The 13078-nt window shown below is 67.8% G+C and carries 15 protein-coding genes; 6 read left to right on the top strand and 9 right to left on the bottom strand.

Annotated elements, in window-relative coordinates; translation table 11 throughout:
* Both DYE23_RS23920 and purF read left to right on the top strand, forming a co-directional pair.
* On the top strand, positions 1–390 hold the full coding sequence (locus DYE23_RS23920) for a sterol carrier family protein (RefSeq protein WP_115329088.1): 390 nt from the start codon (positions 1–3) through the stop codon (positions 388–390).
* Between the two features lie 160 nt (positions 391–550).
* Positions 551–2086, top strand: a complete 1536-nt coding sequence (gene purF / locus DYE23_RS23915) for an amidophosphoribosyltransferase (protein ID WP_115328355.1) — start codon at positions 551–553, stop codon at positions 2084–2086.
* Between the two features lie 21 nt (positions 2087–2107).
* On the opposite strand, the gene DYE23_RS23910 is transcribed toward purF, so the two are convergent.
* Complete coding sequence (locus DYE23_RS23910) at positions 2108–3085, bottom strand: NAD(P)H-binding protein (RefSeq protein WP_115328354.1); 978 nt, start codon at positions 3083–3085, stop codon at positions 2108–2110.
* 169 nt (positions 3086–3254) lie between these two features.
* Between DYE23_RS23910 and purM the strand changes: the two genes are divergently transcribed.
* The gene (gene purM, locus DYE23_RS23905; RefSeq protein ID WP_115328353.1) at positions 3255–4346 is read left to right on the top strand and encodes a phosphoribosylformylglycinamidine cyclo-ligase; all 1092 of its coding nucleotides are present in this window, start codon (positions 3255–3257) and stop codon (positions 4344–4346) included.
* Between the two features lie 25 nt (positions 4347–4371).
* Here purM and DYE23_RS23900 read toward each other — a convergent pair whose 3' ends face one another.
* Together DYE23_RS23900 and ygfZ are read right to left on the bottom strand one after the other, a co-directional pair.
* The gene (locus tag DYE23_RS23900) at positions 4372–4560 is read right to left on the bottom strand and encodes a DUF3073 domain-containing protein (RefSeq protein WP_115328352.1); all 189 of its coding nucleotides are present in this window, start codon (positions 4558–4560) and stop codon (positions 4372–4374) included.
* A 134-nt stretch (positions 4561–4694) separates the two neighbouring features.
* A complete protein-coding gene (gene ygfZ, locus DYE23_RS23895) occupies positions 4695–5822 on the bottom strand; it encodes a CAF17-like 4Fe-4S cluster assembly/insertion protein YgfZ (RefSeq protein WP_115328351.1) in 1128 nt (375 codons plus the stop codon).
* A gap of 51 nt (positions 5823–5873) precedes the next feature.
* Between ygfZ and DYE23_RS23890 the strand changes: the two genes are divergently transcribed.
* From DYE23_RS23890 to DYE23_RS23880, 3 genes are all read left to right on the top strand, one after another.
* Positions 5874–6755 carry an aminodeoxychorismate lyase gene (locus tag DYE23_RS23890; RefSeq protein WP_115328350.1) on the top strand — a complete coding sequence of 294 codons (882 nt, stop codon included), beginning with the start codon at positions 5874–5876 and terminating at the stop codon, positions 6753–6755.
* Between the two features lie 158 nt (positions 6756–6913).
* Positions 6914–7975, top strand: coding sequence for an IS630 family transposase (locus tag DYE23_RS23885; RefSeq protein ID WP_115328205.1), 1062 nt, complete (start codon positions 6914–6916; stop codon positions 7973–7975).
* A gap of 170 nt (positions 7976–8145) precedes the next feature.
* A complete protein-coding gene (locus DYE23_RS23880) occupies positions 8146–9003 on the top strand; it encodes an ABC transporter substrate-binding protein (protein WP_115328349.1) in 858 nt (285 codons plus the stop codon).
* A gap of 7 nt (positions 9004–9010) precedes the next feature.
* Here the strand turns inward: DYE23_RS23880 and DYE23_RS23875 are convergent, their stop codons facing one another.
* The 6 genes from DYE23_RS23875 to DYE23_RS23845 form a co-directional block, all read right to left on the bottom strand.
* Positions 9011–10195 (bottom strand): TetR/AcrR family transcriptional regulator, encoded by a 1185-nt coding sequence (locus DYE23_RS23875; RefSeq protein ID WP_115328348.1) that lies wholly within the window; start codon positions 10193–10195, stop codon positions 9011–9013.
* A 51-nt stretch (positions 10196–10246) separates the two neighbouring features.
* A complete protein-coding gene (locus tag DYE23_RS23870; protein WP_115328347.1) occupies positions 10247–10513 on the bottom strand; it encodes a hypothetical protein in 267 nt (88 codons plus the stop codon).
* Positions 10513–11142: a heme-binding beta-barrel domain-containing protein gene (locus tag DYE23_RS23865; protein WP_115328346.1), complete on the bottom strand. Its 630-nt coding sequence runs from the start codon at positions 11140–11142 to the stop codon at positions 10513–10515. Before DYE23_RS23865 ends, DYE23_RS23870 begins: the two co-directional genes overlap by 1 nt.
* A gap of 195 nt (positions 11143–11337) precedes the next feature.
* A complete protein-coding gene (locus tag DYE23_RS23855) occupies positions 11338–11658 on the bottom strand; it encodes a DUF732 domain-containing protein (RefSeq protein WP_115328345.1) in 321 nt (106 codons plus the stop codon).
* 278 nt (positions 11659–11936) lie between these two features.
* Positions 11937–12239, bottom strand: coding sequence for a DUF1416 domain-containing protein (locus DYE23_RS23850; RefSeq protein WP_024448701.1), 303 nt, complete (start codon positions 12237–12239; stop codon positions 11937–11939).
* Between the two features lies 1 nt (position 12240).
* Positions 12241–13074, bottom strand: a complete 834-nt coding sequence (locus DYE23_RS23845) for a sulfurtransferase (protein ID WP_115328344.1) — start codon at positions 13072–13074, stop codon at positions 12241–12243.
* Between the last annotated feature and the right edge of the window lie 4 nt (positions 13075–13078).

Here is a 13078-nt window from a genome sequence, read left to right as displayed (position 1 = left end):
ATGGCCGCTCGACGAACCGTGGACCCGCAGAAGACGCGCGACGCCGTCGCCGCGGTGTCGGCGTGGCTCCGCGACGGGACGACGACCCCGCCCGAACGTCCGCAGCTCGCCGACGCGGTGCGCGCCACAGCGCGCACCCTCGCCGCCGTCGCACCCGGTTCCTCCGTCGAGGTGCGGGTGCCGCCGTTCGTGGCCGTGCAGTGCATCGCCGGGCCCACCCACACGCGCGGAAATCCGCCCAACGTCGTCGAGACCGACGCCCGCACCTGGCTGCTGCTGGCCACCGGGCTGCTGTCCGTGGACGACGCAGCGGCGGCCGGCGCACTGCAGTTGTCCGGATCCCGGGCCCGGGAGATCGCCGCGAGGCTTCCGCTGGTGCCACTGACCTGATCAGCTTCGCCGTCCGTACACCGTGATTCGGGTGCCGAATTGCCGTCCCCGAGCGGGAATTCCGGTCACCGGGCGAAAAGGCGGTCGTTGATTCTCGTTTCGGCCTGTCCAGACCGTAGACTGGCGGCGTCACCCACAGCCCCTAGGGAGCAGCCTGATTGTGACCACCGAGCAGCTCGAGAACGAACCCAGAGAAGAGTGCGGAGTATTCGGGGTCTGGGCACCGGGCGAGGAGGTGGCGAAGCTCACGTATTACGGCCTCTATGCCCTGCAGCACAGGGGGCAGGAGGCCGCGGGCATCGCCGTCGCCGACGGGTCCCAGGTGCTGGTCTTCAAAGATCTCGGCCTGGTGAGCCAGGTGTTCGACGAGCAGACGCTGGCCGCGATGCCCGGGCACGTCGCCGTCGGGCACTGCCGGTATTCCACGACCGGCTCCACCACGTGGGAGAACGCCCAGCCGGTGTTCCGTAACACCGCGGCGGGCACCGGTGTGGCCCTCGGCCACAACGGCAACCTCGTCAACACCGCGGAACTGGCCGCGCGCGCCCGCGACGAAGGTCTGATGAACGACCGCGGCGCTGCGACCGCCACCACCGACTCCGACATCCTGGGCGCGCTTCTCGCTCACGGGGCCGCGGACTCCTCGCTGGAACAGGCCGCCCTCGAACTCCTCCCAACGGTGCGCGGCGCGTTCTGCCTGACGTTCATGGACGAGAACACCCTGTACGCCGCGCGTGACCCCTACGGGGTGCGTCCGCTCTCGCTCGGCCGCCTCGACCGCGGCTGGGTCGTCGCGTCGGAGACCGCCGCGCTCGACATCGTCGGCGCCTCGTTCGTCCGCGACATCGAACCCGGCGAACTTCTCGCCATCGACGCCGACGGCGTGCGTTCCACCCGCTTCGCGAACCCCACCCCCAAGGGCTGCGTCTTCGAGTACGTGTACCTCGCCCGCCCCGACAGCACGATCGTCGGACGCTCGGTGCACGCCACCCGCGTCGACATCGGCCGCCGGCTGGCCCGCGAGAAGCCGATCGACGCCGACCTCGTGATCGGCGTCCCGGAATCGGGCACCCCCGCAGCCGTCGGCTACGCGCAGGAATCCGGAATCCCGTTCGGCCAGGGTCTGATGAAGAACGCCTACGTCGGGCGCACGTTCATCCAGCCGTCACAGACGATCCGTCAGCTCGGCATCCGGCTCAAGCTCAACCCGCTCAAAGAGGTCATCCGCGGCAAACGGCTGATCGTCGTCGACGACTCCATCGTGCGCGGGAACACCCAACGTGCCCTGATCCGCATGCTGCGGGAGGCCGGCGCGGTCGAGGTGCACGTCCGTATCGCGTCGCCGCCGGTGAAGTGGCCGTGCTTCTACGGGATCGACTTCGCGACCCCGGCCGAGCTCATCGCCAACGCCGCGAGCAACTCCGCCGACGAGGACGAGATGCTCGACGGCGTCCGGCGCGCGATCGGTGCCGACACCCTGGGCTACATCAGTCGTGAAGGCATGATCGCCGCCACCGAACAGCCCGCGACCCGGTTGTGCTCGGCATGCTTCGACGGCGACTACCCGATCGAGCTGCCCGGTGAGACGGCACTGGGCAAGAACGTGATCGAGCACATGCTCGCCACTGCAGCCCGCACCGGACTACCGGTCACGGCCGCCGACAACGACAACGCGTCCGCGCTGCGCAGGCCCTGACCCGCAGAGGTTTCGTCGCTGTCAGTCCGTGGTCGCCGGACTGAACCGCAGCAGATGCCGGCGTCCGGCGGACGAGTTGCCCTCGGAGCGGAGTTCTCTGGCCACCGCCTCGCGGTAGCCGATCAGACCACCCTTCGGGGGTGGGATGACGCCGTCGATGTCGTGCTCGTGGCAGATCGCGTCGCATTCGAGGGACTCGACCAACGGTCGCGCCAAGCCTGACGGGATCGGTGTCACCAGACCCACCCACCAGCTCGCGATCGTCGGCGTCAGGAACGGCAACACCACCATGACCCGGCGCCGCAGACCCGCGACGTCGGCGTATCCCTGCATCGCGTCGCCGTACTCCATCACGTCCGGGCCGCCGATGTCCCACGTGCGTGACTCGCCGAACTCGGCGGTCGCCGACTCGGCGAGGTAGTGCAGCACGTCGGCGATGGAGATCGGCTGGATCTTGTTGTGGACCCACTTCGGTGTCGTCATCACCGGGAGGCGGTCGGTCAGGTGCCGCACCATCTCGAATGACGCCGACCCCGAGCCGATCACGATGCCCGCCTGCAACACCACGGTCTCGATTCCTGATTCCATCAGGATCTCTCCGACCTCGACCCGCGATGCGAGGTGGCGCGACAACTCCTTGCGGTCAGGGTGCAAACCGCTGAGGTACACGATCCGGCGGACGCCCGCCTTCTTCGCCGCCTCGACGACGTTGTGCGCCGACCGCCGTTCCTCGGAGACGAAGTCGCGTGACGTGCCCATCGAGTGGACCAGGTAGTAGACGACGTCGGCGCCGTCGAAGGCCGCGGTCAGCGAATCGGCCTTGGTGAGGTCGCCCTGCACCACCTCGACGCGGTCCCGCCAGTCGGCGCGGTCGAGCTTGCTCGGCGTGCGTGCCATCGCCCGGACCTGCAGGCCGCGCGCGAGCAACTCCGGCACCAACCGGCCGCCGATGTAACCGGTCGCACCCGTCACCACGCAGCGGACTTCGTTTTCTGGCATGGCGCCGGGATGTCCACTTCCGGCGCCCGGCAAACACGTGACGGGGCAGCGCAGCTGCCGCGGGCGACGACCGGAGCCGGTCTGCTGTGCGCACGAGCAGGCGCGTTGGTGATGCCACAACCGGCACTGGCAGCGATCGGCCGGGTGTGCGCGGGTAATCTTGCTGTCGATGACTAAGGGTTCTGAACGACAAGGTATCGCCGAACAACACGGCATTTCCTATGCGTCGGCAGGAGTGGACATCGAAGCCGGTGACCGCGCCGTCGAACTCTTCAAGCCTCTCGCGAAGAAAGCCACGCGGCCCGAGGTGCGAGGTGGCCTCGGTGGCTTCGCCGGTCTGTTCGCACTGCGCGGCGACTACCGCGAGCCGCTGCTCGCCTCGTCCACCGACGGCGTCGGCACGAAGCTGGCCGTGGCACAGGCGATGGACAAGCACGACACCGTCGGTATCGACCTCGTCGCGATGGTCGTCGACGACCTGGTGGTCTGCGGTGCGGAACCGCTGTTCCTGCAGGACTACATCGCCATCGGGCGCACCGTTCCCGAGCGGGTGGCCGAGTTGGTGTCAGGGATCGCCGAGGGCTGCGTGCAGGCCGGCTGTGCACTGCTGGGCGGGGAGACCGCCGAGCATCCGGGGTTGATGGCTCCCGACCACTACGACATCTCGGCGACGGGGATCGGCGTCGTCGAGGCCGACGACGTCCTGGGACCCGACCGGGTTCGTCCCGGCGACGTCATCATCGCGATGGCCTCGACCGGGCTGCACTCCAACGGCTACTCACTGGCCCGCCATGTGCTCCTCGAGATCGACCACATGAACCTCGCCGGTCACGTCGAGGAGTTCGGCCGCACCCTCGGCGAGGAGCTACTGGAGCCGACGCGGATCTACGCCAAGGACTGCCTGGCGCTGGCGGCCGAGACCCAGGTCCGGACGTTCTGCCACGTCACCGGTGGCGGGCTGGCCGGGAACCTGGAGAGGGTCATCCCCCACGGGTTGGTGGCTCAGCTCGACCGCGGTACGTGGACTCCGGCACCGGTGTTTGGCATGATCGCCCAGCGTGGCCGCATCGAGCGGGCCGAGATGGAGAAGACCTTCAACATGGGGGTCGGCATGGTCGCCGTCGTCGCGCCGGAGGACACCGACCGCGCGTTGGCCGTGCTGACCGCCCGTCACCTGGATTGCTGGACCCTCGGCACCATCGAGAAGGGTGGCAAGGACGGTTCACGAGCGACGCTCGTGGGCCGGCATCCCCGGTTCTGACAGCTCCTGTACGGAGACTTGCGGCTCAGCGCCGCCAGTCGTCGTCGTCCGCCGGCCACCCCTCGTCGGACAGCGCGTCGCTGCCGTTGAGACGGTCGTCGTCAGGAGCGTTCGACAGCTCGCGCTGAAGCCGCTCGAAATCGGTCTGCGGTGAGCTGTATTTAAGCTCACGTGCAACCTTGGTCTGCTTCGCCTTTGCCCGGCCGCGGCCCATGGGGGAACCCCCTCGCGCAATAACGGAGCGGCCTAATTACTAGGCGGCTCCGATCTGAGTGTGTTTATTGTCCTGCGGTCAGCTTACCGTGCCGCGGGCCGTGGCGCTGGCAGGCCCTGTTGAAGCGCCGTTTCTCACATTTCGCGTCCGCCGGGCCTGGATGGCTCCTCGCGTCCGCCGGTCCGCAGCCGCTCTATCGCCAGACGTCCCGCCCCGACCACATCGGCGGGCGGCACCGACTCCGGATCCATCGCCGCGGCCACCTGCACCCGGCCTCCGGTCGTCAGCGCGGTGTCGGCGGGAAGCCCCCGTTTGACCAGCGCCAGCGCGATGACACCCTCGTCGACGTGGTCGACCACGGTACCCAGCCGCCCGACGGCACGGCCGCCGGCGAGCAGCGGATCTCCCGGTGACGGACGTTCGGCGTCGCCGTCGAGGTGCACCTGGACGAGCATCCGCGGGGGCTTGCCGAGGTTGTGGACCCGCGCGACCGTCTCCTGCCCGCGGTAGCAGCCCTTCTCCAGGTGCACGGCGCCGACGCCGGGCCCGCCGATCCACCCCACCTCGTGCGGGATGGTGCGTTCGTCGGTGTCGATCCCGAGCCGGGGCCGCTGGGCGGCGACACGGTGCGCCTCGTAGGCCCACGTCCCCGCGGGTCGCACCCCGGCGGCCACGAGCGCATCGAACCACCGGGCGACCTCGGGGCGCGGCACCACCACGTCGACCTCCACCCCGGTGCCCGGAAGTCGGCGCACGAAACCGCCCCCGGGAAGCTCGACCGCGCTGCCCTCGGACGGCAGCTCGTCGAGCCCGAGCGCCGTCAGCACCGGCGTGTCCGCGACCGCGGGACCGAGAAGGGACAGCACCGCGAGGTCGGCGGATTCGATCGCGACGTCGGACCAGAACACCATCTTGCGAAGGAAGGACTCCAGGGCCTCCCCGCGCCAGGGTTCGGTGTCGATGACGGTCCGGCCCGCCAGCTCGGTCTGCAGCCAGTGGTCCTCGACGCGTCCCTGCCCGTCGAGACTGAGGTTCTCGGTCACGGCGCCGTCGGGGAGCTCGCTGACATGCTGGCTGGAGATGGTGTGCAGCCAGGACTTGCGTTCGCCCCCGGTCAGCGTCAGCACCGAGCGATGCGAGCGGTCGACGACCACCGCCGCGTCGGCGGCGGCGCGTTGTTCACCGAGGGGGTCGCCGTAGTGCCAGGCTGTGCCCGCATCGGGTCCGTCGGGTACCGGTACTTTCGACGTCTCCCAAGACATGGCTCAACTCTACGAGCCGTGCTCTGGGGCCCGCGGCTACGCTGATGCCCCATGGCCGACCATCCGGGAGTCCTCGTCACCCTCGACGGGCGGCTGCACGACCCCGAGGTGCCGCTGCTGCACGCCGACGACCTCGCCGCCGTCCGCGGCGACGGCATCTTCGAGACGCTGCTGGTGCGCGACGGCCGACCGTGCCTGTTGGACGCGCACCTGAACAGGCTGGCGCATTCGGCGCAGATGGTCGATCTCCCCGAGCCCGACGCGGCGCGATGGCGGACCGCCGTCGACGCCGCGGTGCACGCGTGGCTCGACTCCGGCGGTGGCGAGGGGGTGCTGCGACTGGTCTACTCGCGCGGCCGCGAGCACGGCTCGGAGCCGACGGCGTACGCGACGATCGGGCAGGTGCCCGCACGGGTCGCCAGGGTCCGCCGTGAAGGTCTGGCAGCCCTCACGCTCGAGCGTGGTCTGGCATCCGGCGGTATCGACGCGATGCCGTGGCTGCTCGCGGGCGCCAAGACGCTGTCCTATGCGGTCAACATGGCGGCGCTGCGTCACGCGGAACGTCAGGGTGCGGGGGACGTCGTGTTCGTCAGCACCGACGGCCACATCCTGGAGGGGCCGCGGTCGACCGTGGTGATCGCGACGTCGTCCGCTGACGGCCGCACCTGCCTGCTCACGCCGCCGCCGTGGTATCCGATCCTGCGGGGGACGACGCAGCAGGCGCTGTTCGAGGTGGCCCGCAACAAGGGCTACGACTGCGACTACCAGGCCCTCACGCCCGCGGATCTGGTTGCGGCCCAGGGAGTGTGGCTGGTGTCCAGCATCACCCTGGCCGCCCGGGTGCACACCCTCGACGGTCGCCCGCTCCCCGAAACCCCACTGTCCGGCGAGATCGCAGCGTTGGTGGACGCGGCGATCGTCTGTGATCGCTGAGCGCGTAAATCGCTTGTCGCCCTGTCGAAGCGCGAGTACGGTCGCGTGTACACAGGGAAGGAGGTGGTCCGACAAATTGAGTGACTTATGGACATGTGAGGTGGCTGCGAGCTAGTGTCGTGCGTCATTAATTAGTTTACAGTGTGAGATGATGGTGTATGCCGTCATCTGCACTGGTGATCAGTCCTGAAGATCGTGTGACGTTGGAGTCGTGGACTCGGTCCTCGACGGTGTCTGCCGGCCATGTCGAGCGGGCGCGGATCGTGTTGGCCGTAGCCGACGGGGCTGGTACCTCGGGTGCGGCACGGCGGGTGGGGGTGTCGCGGCCGACGGTGATCAAGTGGCGGGATCGGTTCGCCGCGTTCGGGATTGACGGACTTGCCGATGAGCCGCGCAGTGGCCGCCCCAAGACCGTCGATGACGCGGCGATCCTGGCGGCCACATTGGAGCCGCCACCGGAATCGTTGGCGGTCACGCACTGGTCGAGTCGATTATTGGGCAAGCGCCTCGGTGTCGGGGACGCCACGGTGGCCAGGGCGTGGCGACGCTACGGGGTCAAGCCGTGGCGGCGCGAGACGTTCAAGTTCTCCACCGACCCGGAGTTGGAGGCCAAGGTCCGTGACGTGATGGGTCTGTATCTGAATCCGCCGGCCAAGGCGATCGTGTTGTGCGTGGACGAAAAGAGCCAGATCCAGGCACTCAATCGAACCCAGCCGATCCTGCCGCTGCGGCCGGGACTGCCCGAGAAGGCGACCCATGACTACAAACGCAACGGCACTACCACCTTGTTCGCCGCGCTCGAGATCGCGACCGGCAAGGTCACCGACCGCTGTTATGAGCGCCACGGCAAAGCCGAGTTCTTGGACTTCCTCAAAGCGGTCGCACGGGCCTACCCGCAGCGTCGACTGCATGTCGTATGCGACAACTACCACACCCACAAACACGCCGACATCAACGCCTGGCTGGCCAAGAATCCACGTGTGACACTGCATTTCACCCCGACCTCAGGGTCATGGCTGAACATGGTCGAGGTATTCTTCTCGATCATCACCCGCCAGGCCATCCGGCGCGGATCGTTCAACAGCGTCAAAGAACTCGTCGCAGCCATCAGCGCATTCATCGACGGCTGGAACCAACGCTGCCACCCGTTCGTGTGGACCAAGACCGCAGACGAGATCCTGCCCCACACCCGTAAACCAACTTCAGACGCGGGACACTAGCAGCGCCGGGAAAGCGCTCGTCGCACCTGTGCGCGCTGGCGAATTCCCCGCAGTCACCCGGCCCCCGAGCCTCCTGGTCTTGTCCGACCGGGAACGACGGCTCGGGGGCCGCTCCATATCCGCCACCGTCGCCGAACTGCGCGAAGTGCTGAATCTGCGATGATTCGGACATGCGAACGGCCGGGCCATCGGGATCGGCGACGGTTCTCCTGAGCTTCGCCGTCGCCGTCGCCGCGTGCGCACCCACCACCGCGGAGACCGGGCCCGCCGTGGATGCCGCCGACTGCAACAAGGGCGTCCTCGACACCCTGTACCCCGGCATCCTCACCTTCGGAGCCGACCAACCCGTCTATCCGCCCTGGTACAAGGGTGACGATCCCGCCAACGGGGAGGGCTTCGAATCCGCCCTGGCCTACGCCGTGGCGGCCACGCTGCAGTACAGCGCCGACGACGTGCGGTGGGTGCGGGTTCCGTTCAACGCCGCGCTGACCCCGGGCCCGAAATCGTTCGACGTCAATCTCTCTCAGTTCTCGATCACCGATCAGCGCCGCGCCGCGGTGGACTTCTCCAGCCCGTACTTCGACGTCACGCAAGCGGTGGTGACCACGCAGGGTTCGCCGGCGGCAGGTGTCACCACGCTCGAGGACCTGCGCAGCCACAGGCTCGGCACGCAGGTCGACACGACCGGCCACCCGGTCGCGACCACTCTGCTCGACGACGGGGCCGTACAGACGTACCAGACCATCGTGGACGCCAAAATGGCGTTGCTCGACGGTGAGATCGACGCGATGGTGCTGGACCTTCCGACCGCCCTCGCGATGGCCGGGGAGTTGCGCGACGGGGTTCTGCTGGGTCAACTCCCGTCGACCGGCGATGAGGTGGAACAGTTCGGCATCGTGCTGGCGTACGAGAGCCCGTTGACGCGGTGTGTGTCCTGGGCCGTCGATTCGCTGCGTGCCGACGGAGCGCTGGTGCGGCTGCAGAATCGGTGGCTGACCGACACCGGATCGGTCGCGGTGCTGCGGTAGCCCGCGGTCAGGCGAAGAGTACTGCCCACACGAGTCGGTACAGCTCTATGGCTATTCCGGGGCGTGCCCGCATCCCCTGGGTTTGGGTGAGGTCTGTGACCAGACCGATCGCGGCCTGCGCGAGCACACGCGCATGTGGCGCGGCCAGTTCGGGCCGGACCGCGAGGATGGCGTCGACCCACTCGTCGATGTACTCGCGCTCGCTCATCCGGATGGATTCTTGCGCCGTGTCTGGGAGGTAGATGAGGTCTGCAGCGAGGATCGCGAGGATCGGCTGGTGGGGGCCCAATGCCAGCTCGATGAGGGTGCTGACGATGATGTCCAGGGCATCTTGTGAGGTCGTTGCCGACGACAGCCGGTGATTGGTGACGTAGTGCAGTCCTTCGGCTCCGCGATTCAGCACCGCTTGCAGCAGCTCGGCTTTTCCGCCGAAGTACTGGTAGAACGTCGCGATCGCGGTGTCAGATCCGCTGGCGATGTCCTCGATGCCAACGGCGTGGTAACTCTGGGTATGGAAAAGCCGGGTGGCGGTGCTCAGAATTCGCTCGCGGCGACCGGGCGGGCGTCGCTCTTGCTGCAGAGGGGCAACGGTCGGGGCGGGCGCAGCGTCCAGGTCGCATTCGAGCACATTGTGCGCGGCCCGCTGCAAAAGCCTTTTGGCCGAGGTGTTTTCCATCCGCTTGCGCCCTGGCGCGGTGCCGAAGTAGATGCCCATGACACTCCAGGACCGCAACTCCTGCTCGCCGGAAGGTCTCGCACCGTCGGAGAGGCCGAGAGCATAAGCGGTCAGACGCAGTAGGTCGTCCAGCTTGGACCGGAACTGGTTCTGCTGCTCTGCGGAGAGTTCCCGACGCTCGCGCTTCCAGAGCAGCACGCCTTCACGCCCGAAGACCAGATCTCCGAGTTCGGCCAGGAACATCTCGGCGCGCTTCTCGGGTGCAAGCTCTGCCGCCCCCGCGCGGACGGCCACCGCTTCGACTGCGGCGAGCTGTTCCGAGATCGCTTGCACCAGAATGTCATTCTTCTTGCGGAAATGGCGATACAGTGCCGGGCCCGTGAGTCCGACAGCGGATGCGACGTCGTCCATGCTGACGTTGTGGTAGCCCCGGTCGGTGAAGAGACGCGCTGCGGCCTGAGACAGCTGCTGTCTGCGGACTGAGCTCTGCTCGTGCCGGCGTGCGGGTTGCGGCACGGTGGCGGTCCTCCAATCCGGTGCTGGAACAACAGCTTTGAGGCCGAAGGCTTACTCAGCCGGACCGGGCGCGAGCGACGAACACTCGGCCATCGCGATGTTCCAGGTCTTGACGTCGACACCCGGCGGAGGCTCGGTGACGGGTCCGGGCGGGGCCGGAACACCGTGCTGGCTCAGGCAGGACGCGAACGAGCCGTGCCCGACGCTGGGCACTGCCGACGACGGCGTGGTCGTGTCGCCGTCGGGGTCGACCGCCGACGCACAGCCCGCTGTCACCACCACCGCCGCGATCACCGCGGATACCGCCCATGGACGCATCAGCCGACGAACCTCGACAGGCGCGCGGACAGGTGGGGAACCAGGCCGCCGTCGGCGTCGACCCGCTCCTCCACGTAGGCCAGATCCCCGCCCTCGATGATCCCGTAGAGGCGCTTCGCGCCGCCGACGAGGACCCCGGACTTGCTCCGCGCCAGCGCATCGGTCACCAGTTCCCACGACGCCTGATTGAGGGGACGCCCGTAGAACAGCTCGATGTAGCCGGACGAATGCGCCAGCAGCAGCTCGATGGCCTGGCTCTCGCCGGGATCGGTGGGGTCGTTGACGAACCGCCAGAAGCCGGTCTCGCGCAGGTCGCGTCGGTCGTAGTCGCCGCCGTCGTCCAGACGCCAGGAACGGGCCTCCCAGTTCAGATAGTCGGCTCCGTCGTGGGACACGACGATCTGCTGACCGAAGCGGTAGTCCCCGTGGGCATCCCGTCCCTCGCCCTCGCCGCGCCACACGCCGATGAGGGGGAGTAGGGCGAGCAGTGCGTCGTCGAGGTCGACGCCTTCCCGCAGATTCGCGGTGTCCGAGGGCAGAGGAAGATCGTCGAACACCGGGATGTTGCGCGCGGCGGTCTGCCGGGCGCGCTCGGCGGCTGCGGCGACCGCGTCGTCGCCTGAGGTCATTGCGCTACTCGCGTCGTGCGCAGGGTCACGACTCGTCGGTGACGAGGCGGTACAGCGCGTACAACGCGAACCACGTGATCACCACGACCGCTGCGACGAGAAGAAGTTCGAAAAACAGCACCACGGGAGAAAAGTCTAACCGCCGAGAGAAATACTCTCCCGGCGGCTCTCGACGTTCTGGTCAGGGGGTCGGCGTCAGCTGACCTTCCACTCGTATTCGGGGCAGAACGCGCCGGTCGCGGCACCGATGAAGTAGCCGGCCTGGTAGTCCGACCACGAGGTCACACTGGTCAGATCGGCCACCTCCTGCTCGAAGGAGGCGCCGTTGTCCCAGTCCTGGCACACGGCGTGTCCGGTCGCGATGACCTCGGGGGTCTTGTCCGGCGGCCACGTGATGCCGCCCTTGGTGATCACAGTGAGGAAATCGTCCTCCGGCGCCGCGAGGGCCGCGGGAGCACTGAACAGAGCAGTTGCGGCGAAGGCCGCAGACGCGGCGCACGCGATCGTGATCTTCATGGTCGGGTCCTCTGGGGTCACGCGGCGGGCCGTGATCCCGAATGTCGCGCGACACGCGAGGCCGGTATCACGACACCCCGCGAAGTTGTCGGGGTAGAGCCCGCGCCCAGCAGCGCGGGTTCTCCCACAGTTTCGCCGACGTCAGCTAATTCTGCAGCGTTTTCGCAGCAAGATCAGAGCTACGCCCCATGGCGGGGCGCAGCTCCGGTTCGAACAGGTGACCTACGCGTCCTTGATGGCGCGACTCCTCGCCGGCTCGTACCTCGCCGGCTTCGTCGTCACGCGACCTTGACGTCGACCTCGTGGATCCCCGCACCCGACGGCGCCACGCTCGCATCGCCGTTGCCCGCAGGCGACAGCGCGCGCAGCGTCCAGGTACCGGGGGCCGCGAAGAAGCGGAAATCGCCGGTGGCCGACGCGACGACCTCGGCGGTGAACTCGTCCGAGCTGTCCAGCAGCCGCACGAAGGCACCGCCCACGGCCTGGCCCGAACCGTCGACGACACGGCCGGTGATGACCGTCTCCTTCTCCAGGTCGACGCTCGCGGGCAACGTCAGTCCTTGCTTAGGGGCAGAGCACATATCAACTTCCCAACTCGATCGGGGCACCCACCAGGGAGCCGTATTCCGTCCAACTACCGTCGTAGTTCTTGACGTTCTTGTGTCCCAGCAGCTCCTGCAGCACGAACCAGGTGTGCGACGAGCGCTCACCGATGCGGCAGTAGGCGATGGTCTCCTTCTCGCCGTCCAGTCCGGCTTCTGCGTACAGCTTGGCCAGATCCTCGTCGGACTTGAACGTTCCGTCCTCGTTGGCAGCCTTGCTCCACGGAACGTTGATGGCGGTCGGGATATGCCCGGCGCGCTGGCTCTGCTCCTGCGGCAGGTGCGCCGGAGCGAGGATCTTGCCCGAGAACTCGTCGGGGGAGCGGACGTCGACCAGGTTCTTGGTACCGATCGCCGCGATCACCTCGTCGCGGAAGGCGCGGATGCTGGTGTCGGGATCCTGAGCGGTGTAGCTGGTCTGCGGCCGCTCCACGACATCCTTGGAGAGTGGGCGGGCGTCGAGCTCCCACTTCTTGCGGCCGCCGTCGAGCAGCTTCACGTTCTGGTGTCCGTACAGCTTGAAGTACCAGTACGCGTACGCGGCGAACCAGTTGTTGTTGCCGCCGTAGAGGATCACGGTGTCGTCGTTCGCGATCCCGCGCTCGGAGAGCAGCTTGGAGAACTGCGCCGCGTCGACGAAGTCCCGCTTCACCTGATCCTGCAGATCGGTCTTCCAGTCCAGCCTGATCGCGCCGGGGATGTGCCCGGTGTCGTAGGCGCTGGTGTCCTCGTCGACCTCGACGAAGACCGTGTTCGGCGCGTCGAGATTGCTCTCGGCCCAGTCGGTGCTGACCAGGACGTCGGAGCGTGCCATGTGG

This window comes from Mycolicibacterium gilvum (genome assembly GCF_900454025.1).
Taxonomy (GTDB): domain Bacteria; phylum Actinomycetota; class Actinomycetes; order Mycobacteriales; family Mycobacteriaceae; genus Mycobacterium; species Mycobacterium gilvum.
Note: the sequence above shows the minus strand (reverse complement) of the source record. Positions and strands in the feature narration are given on the sequence as shown.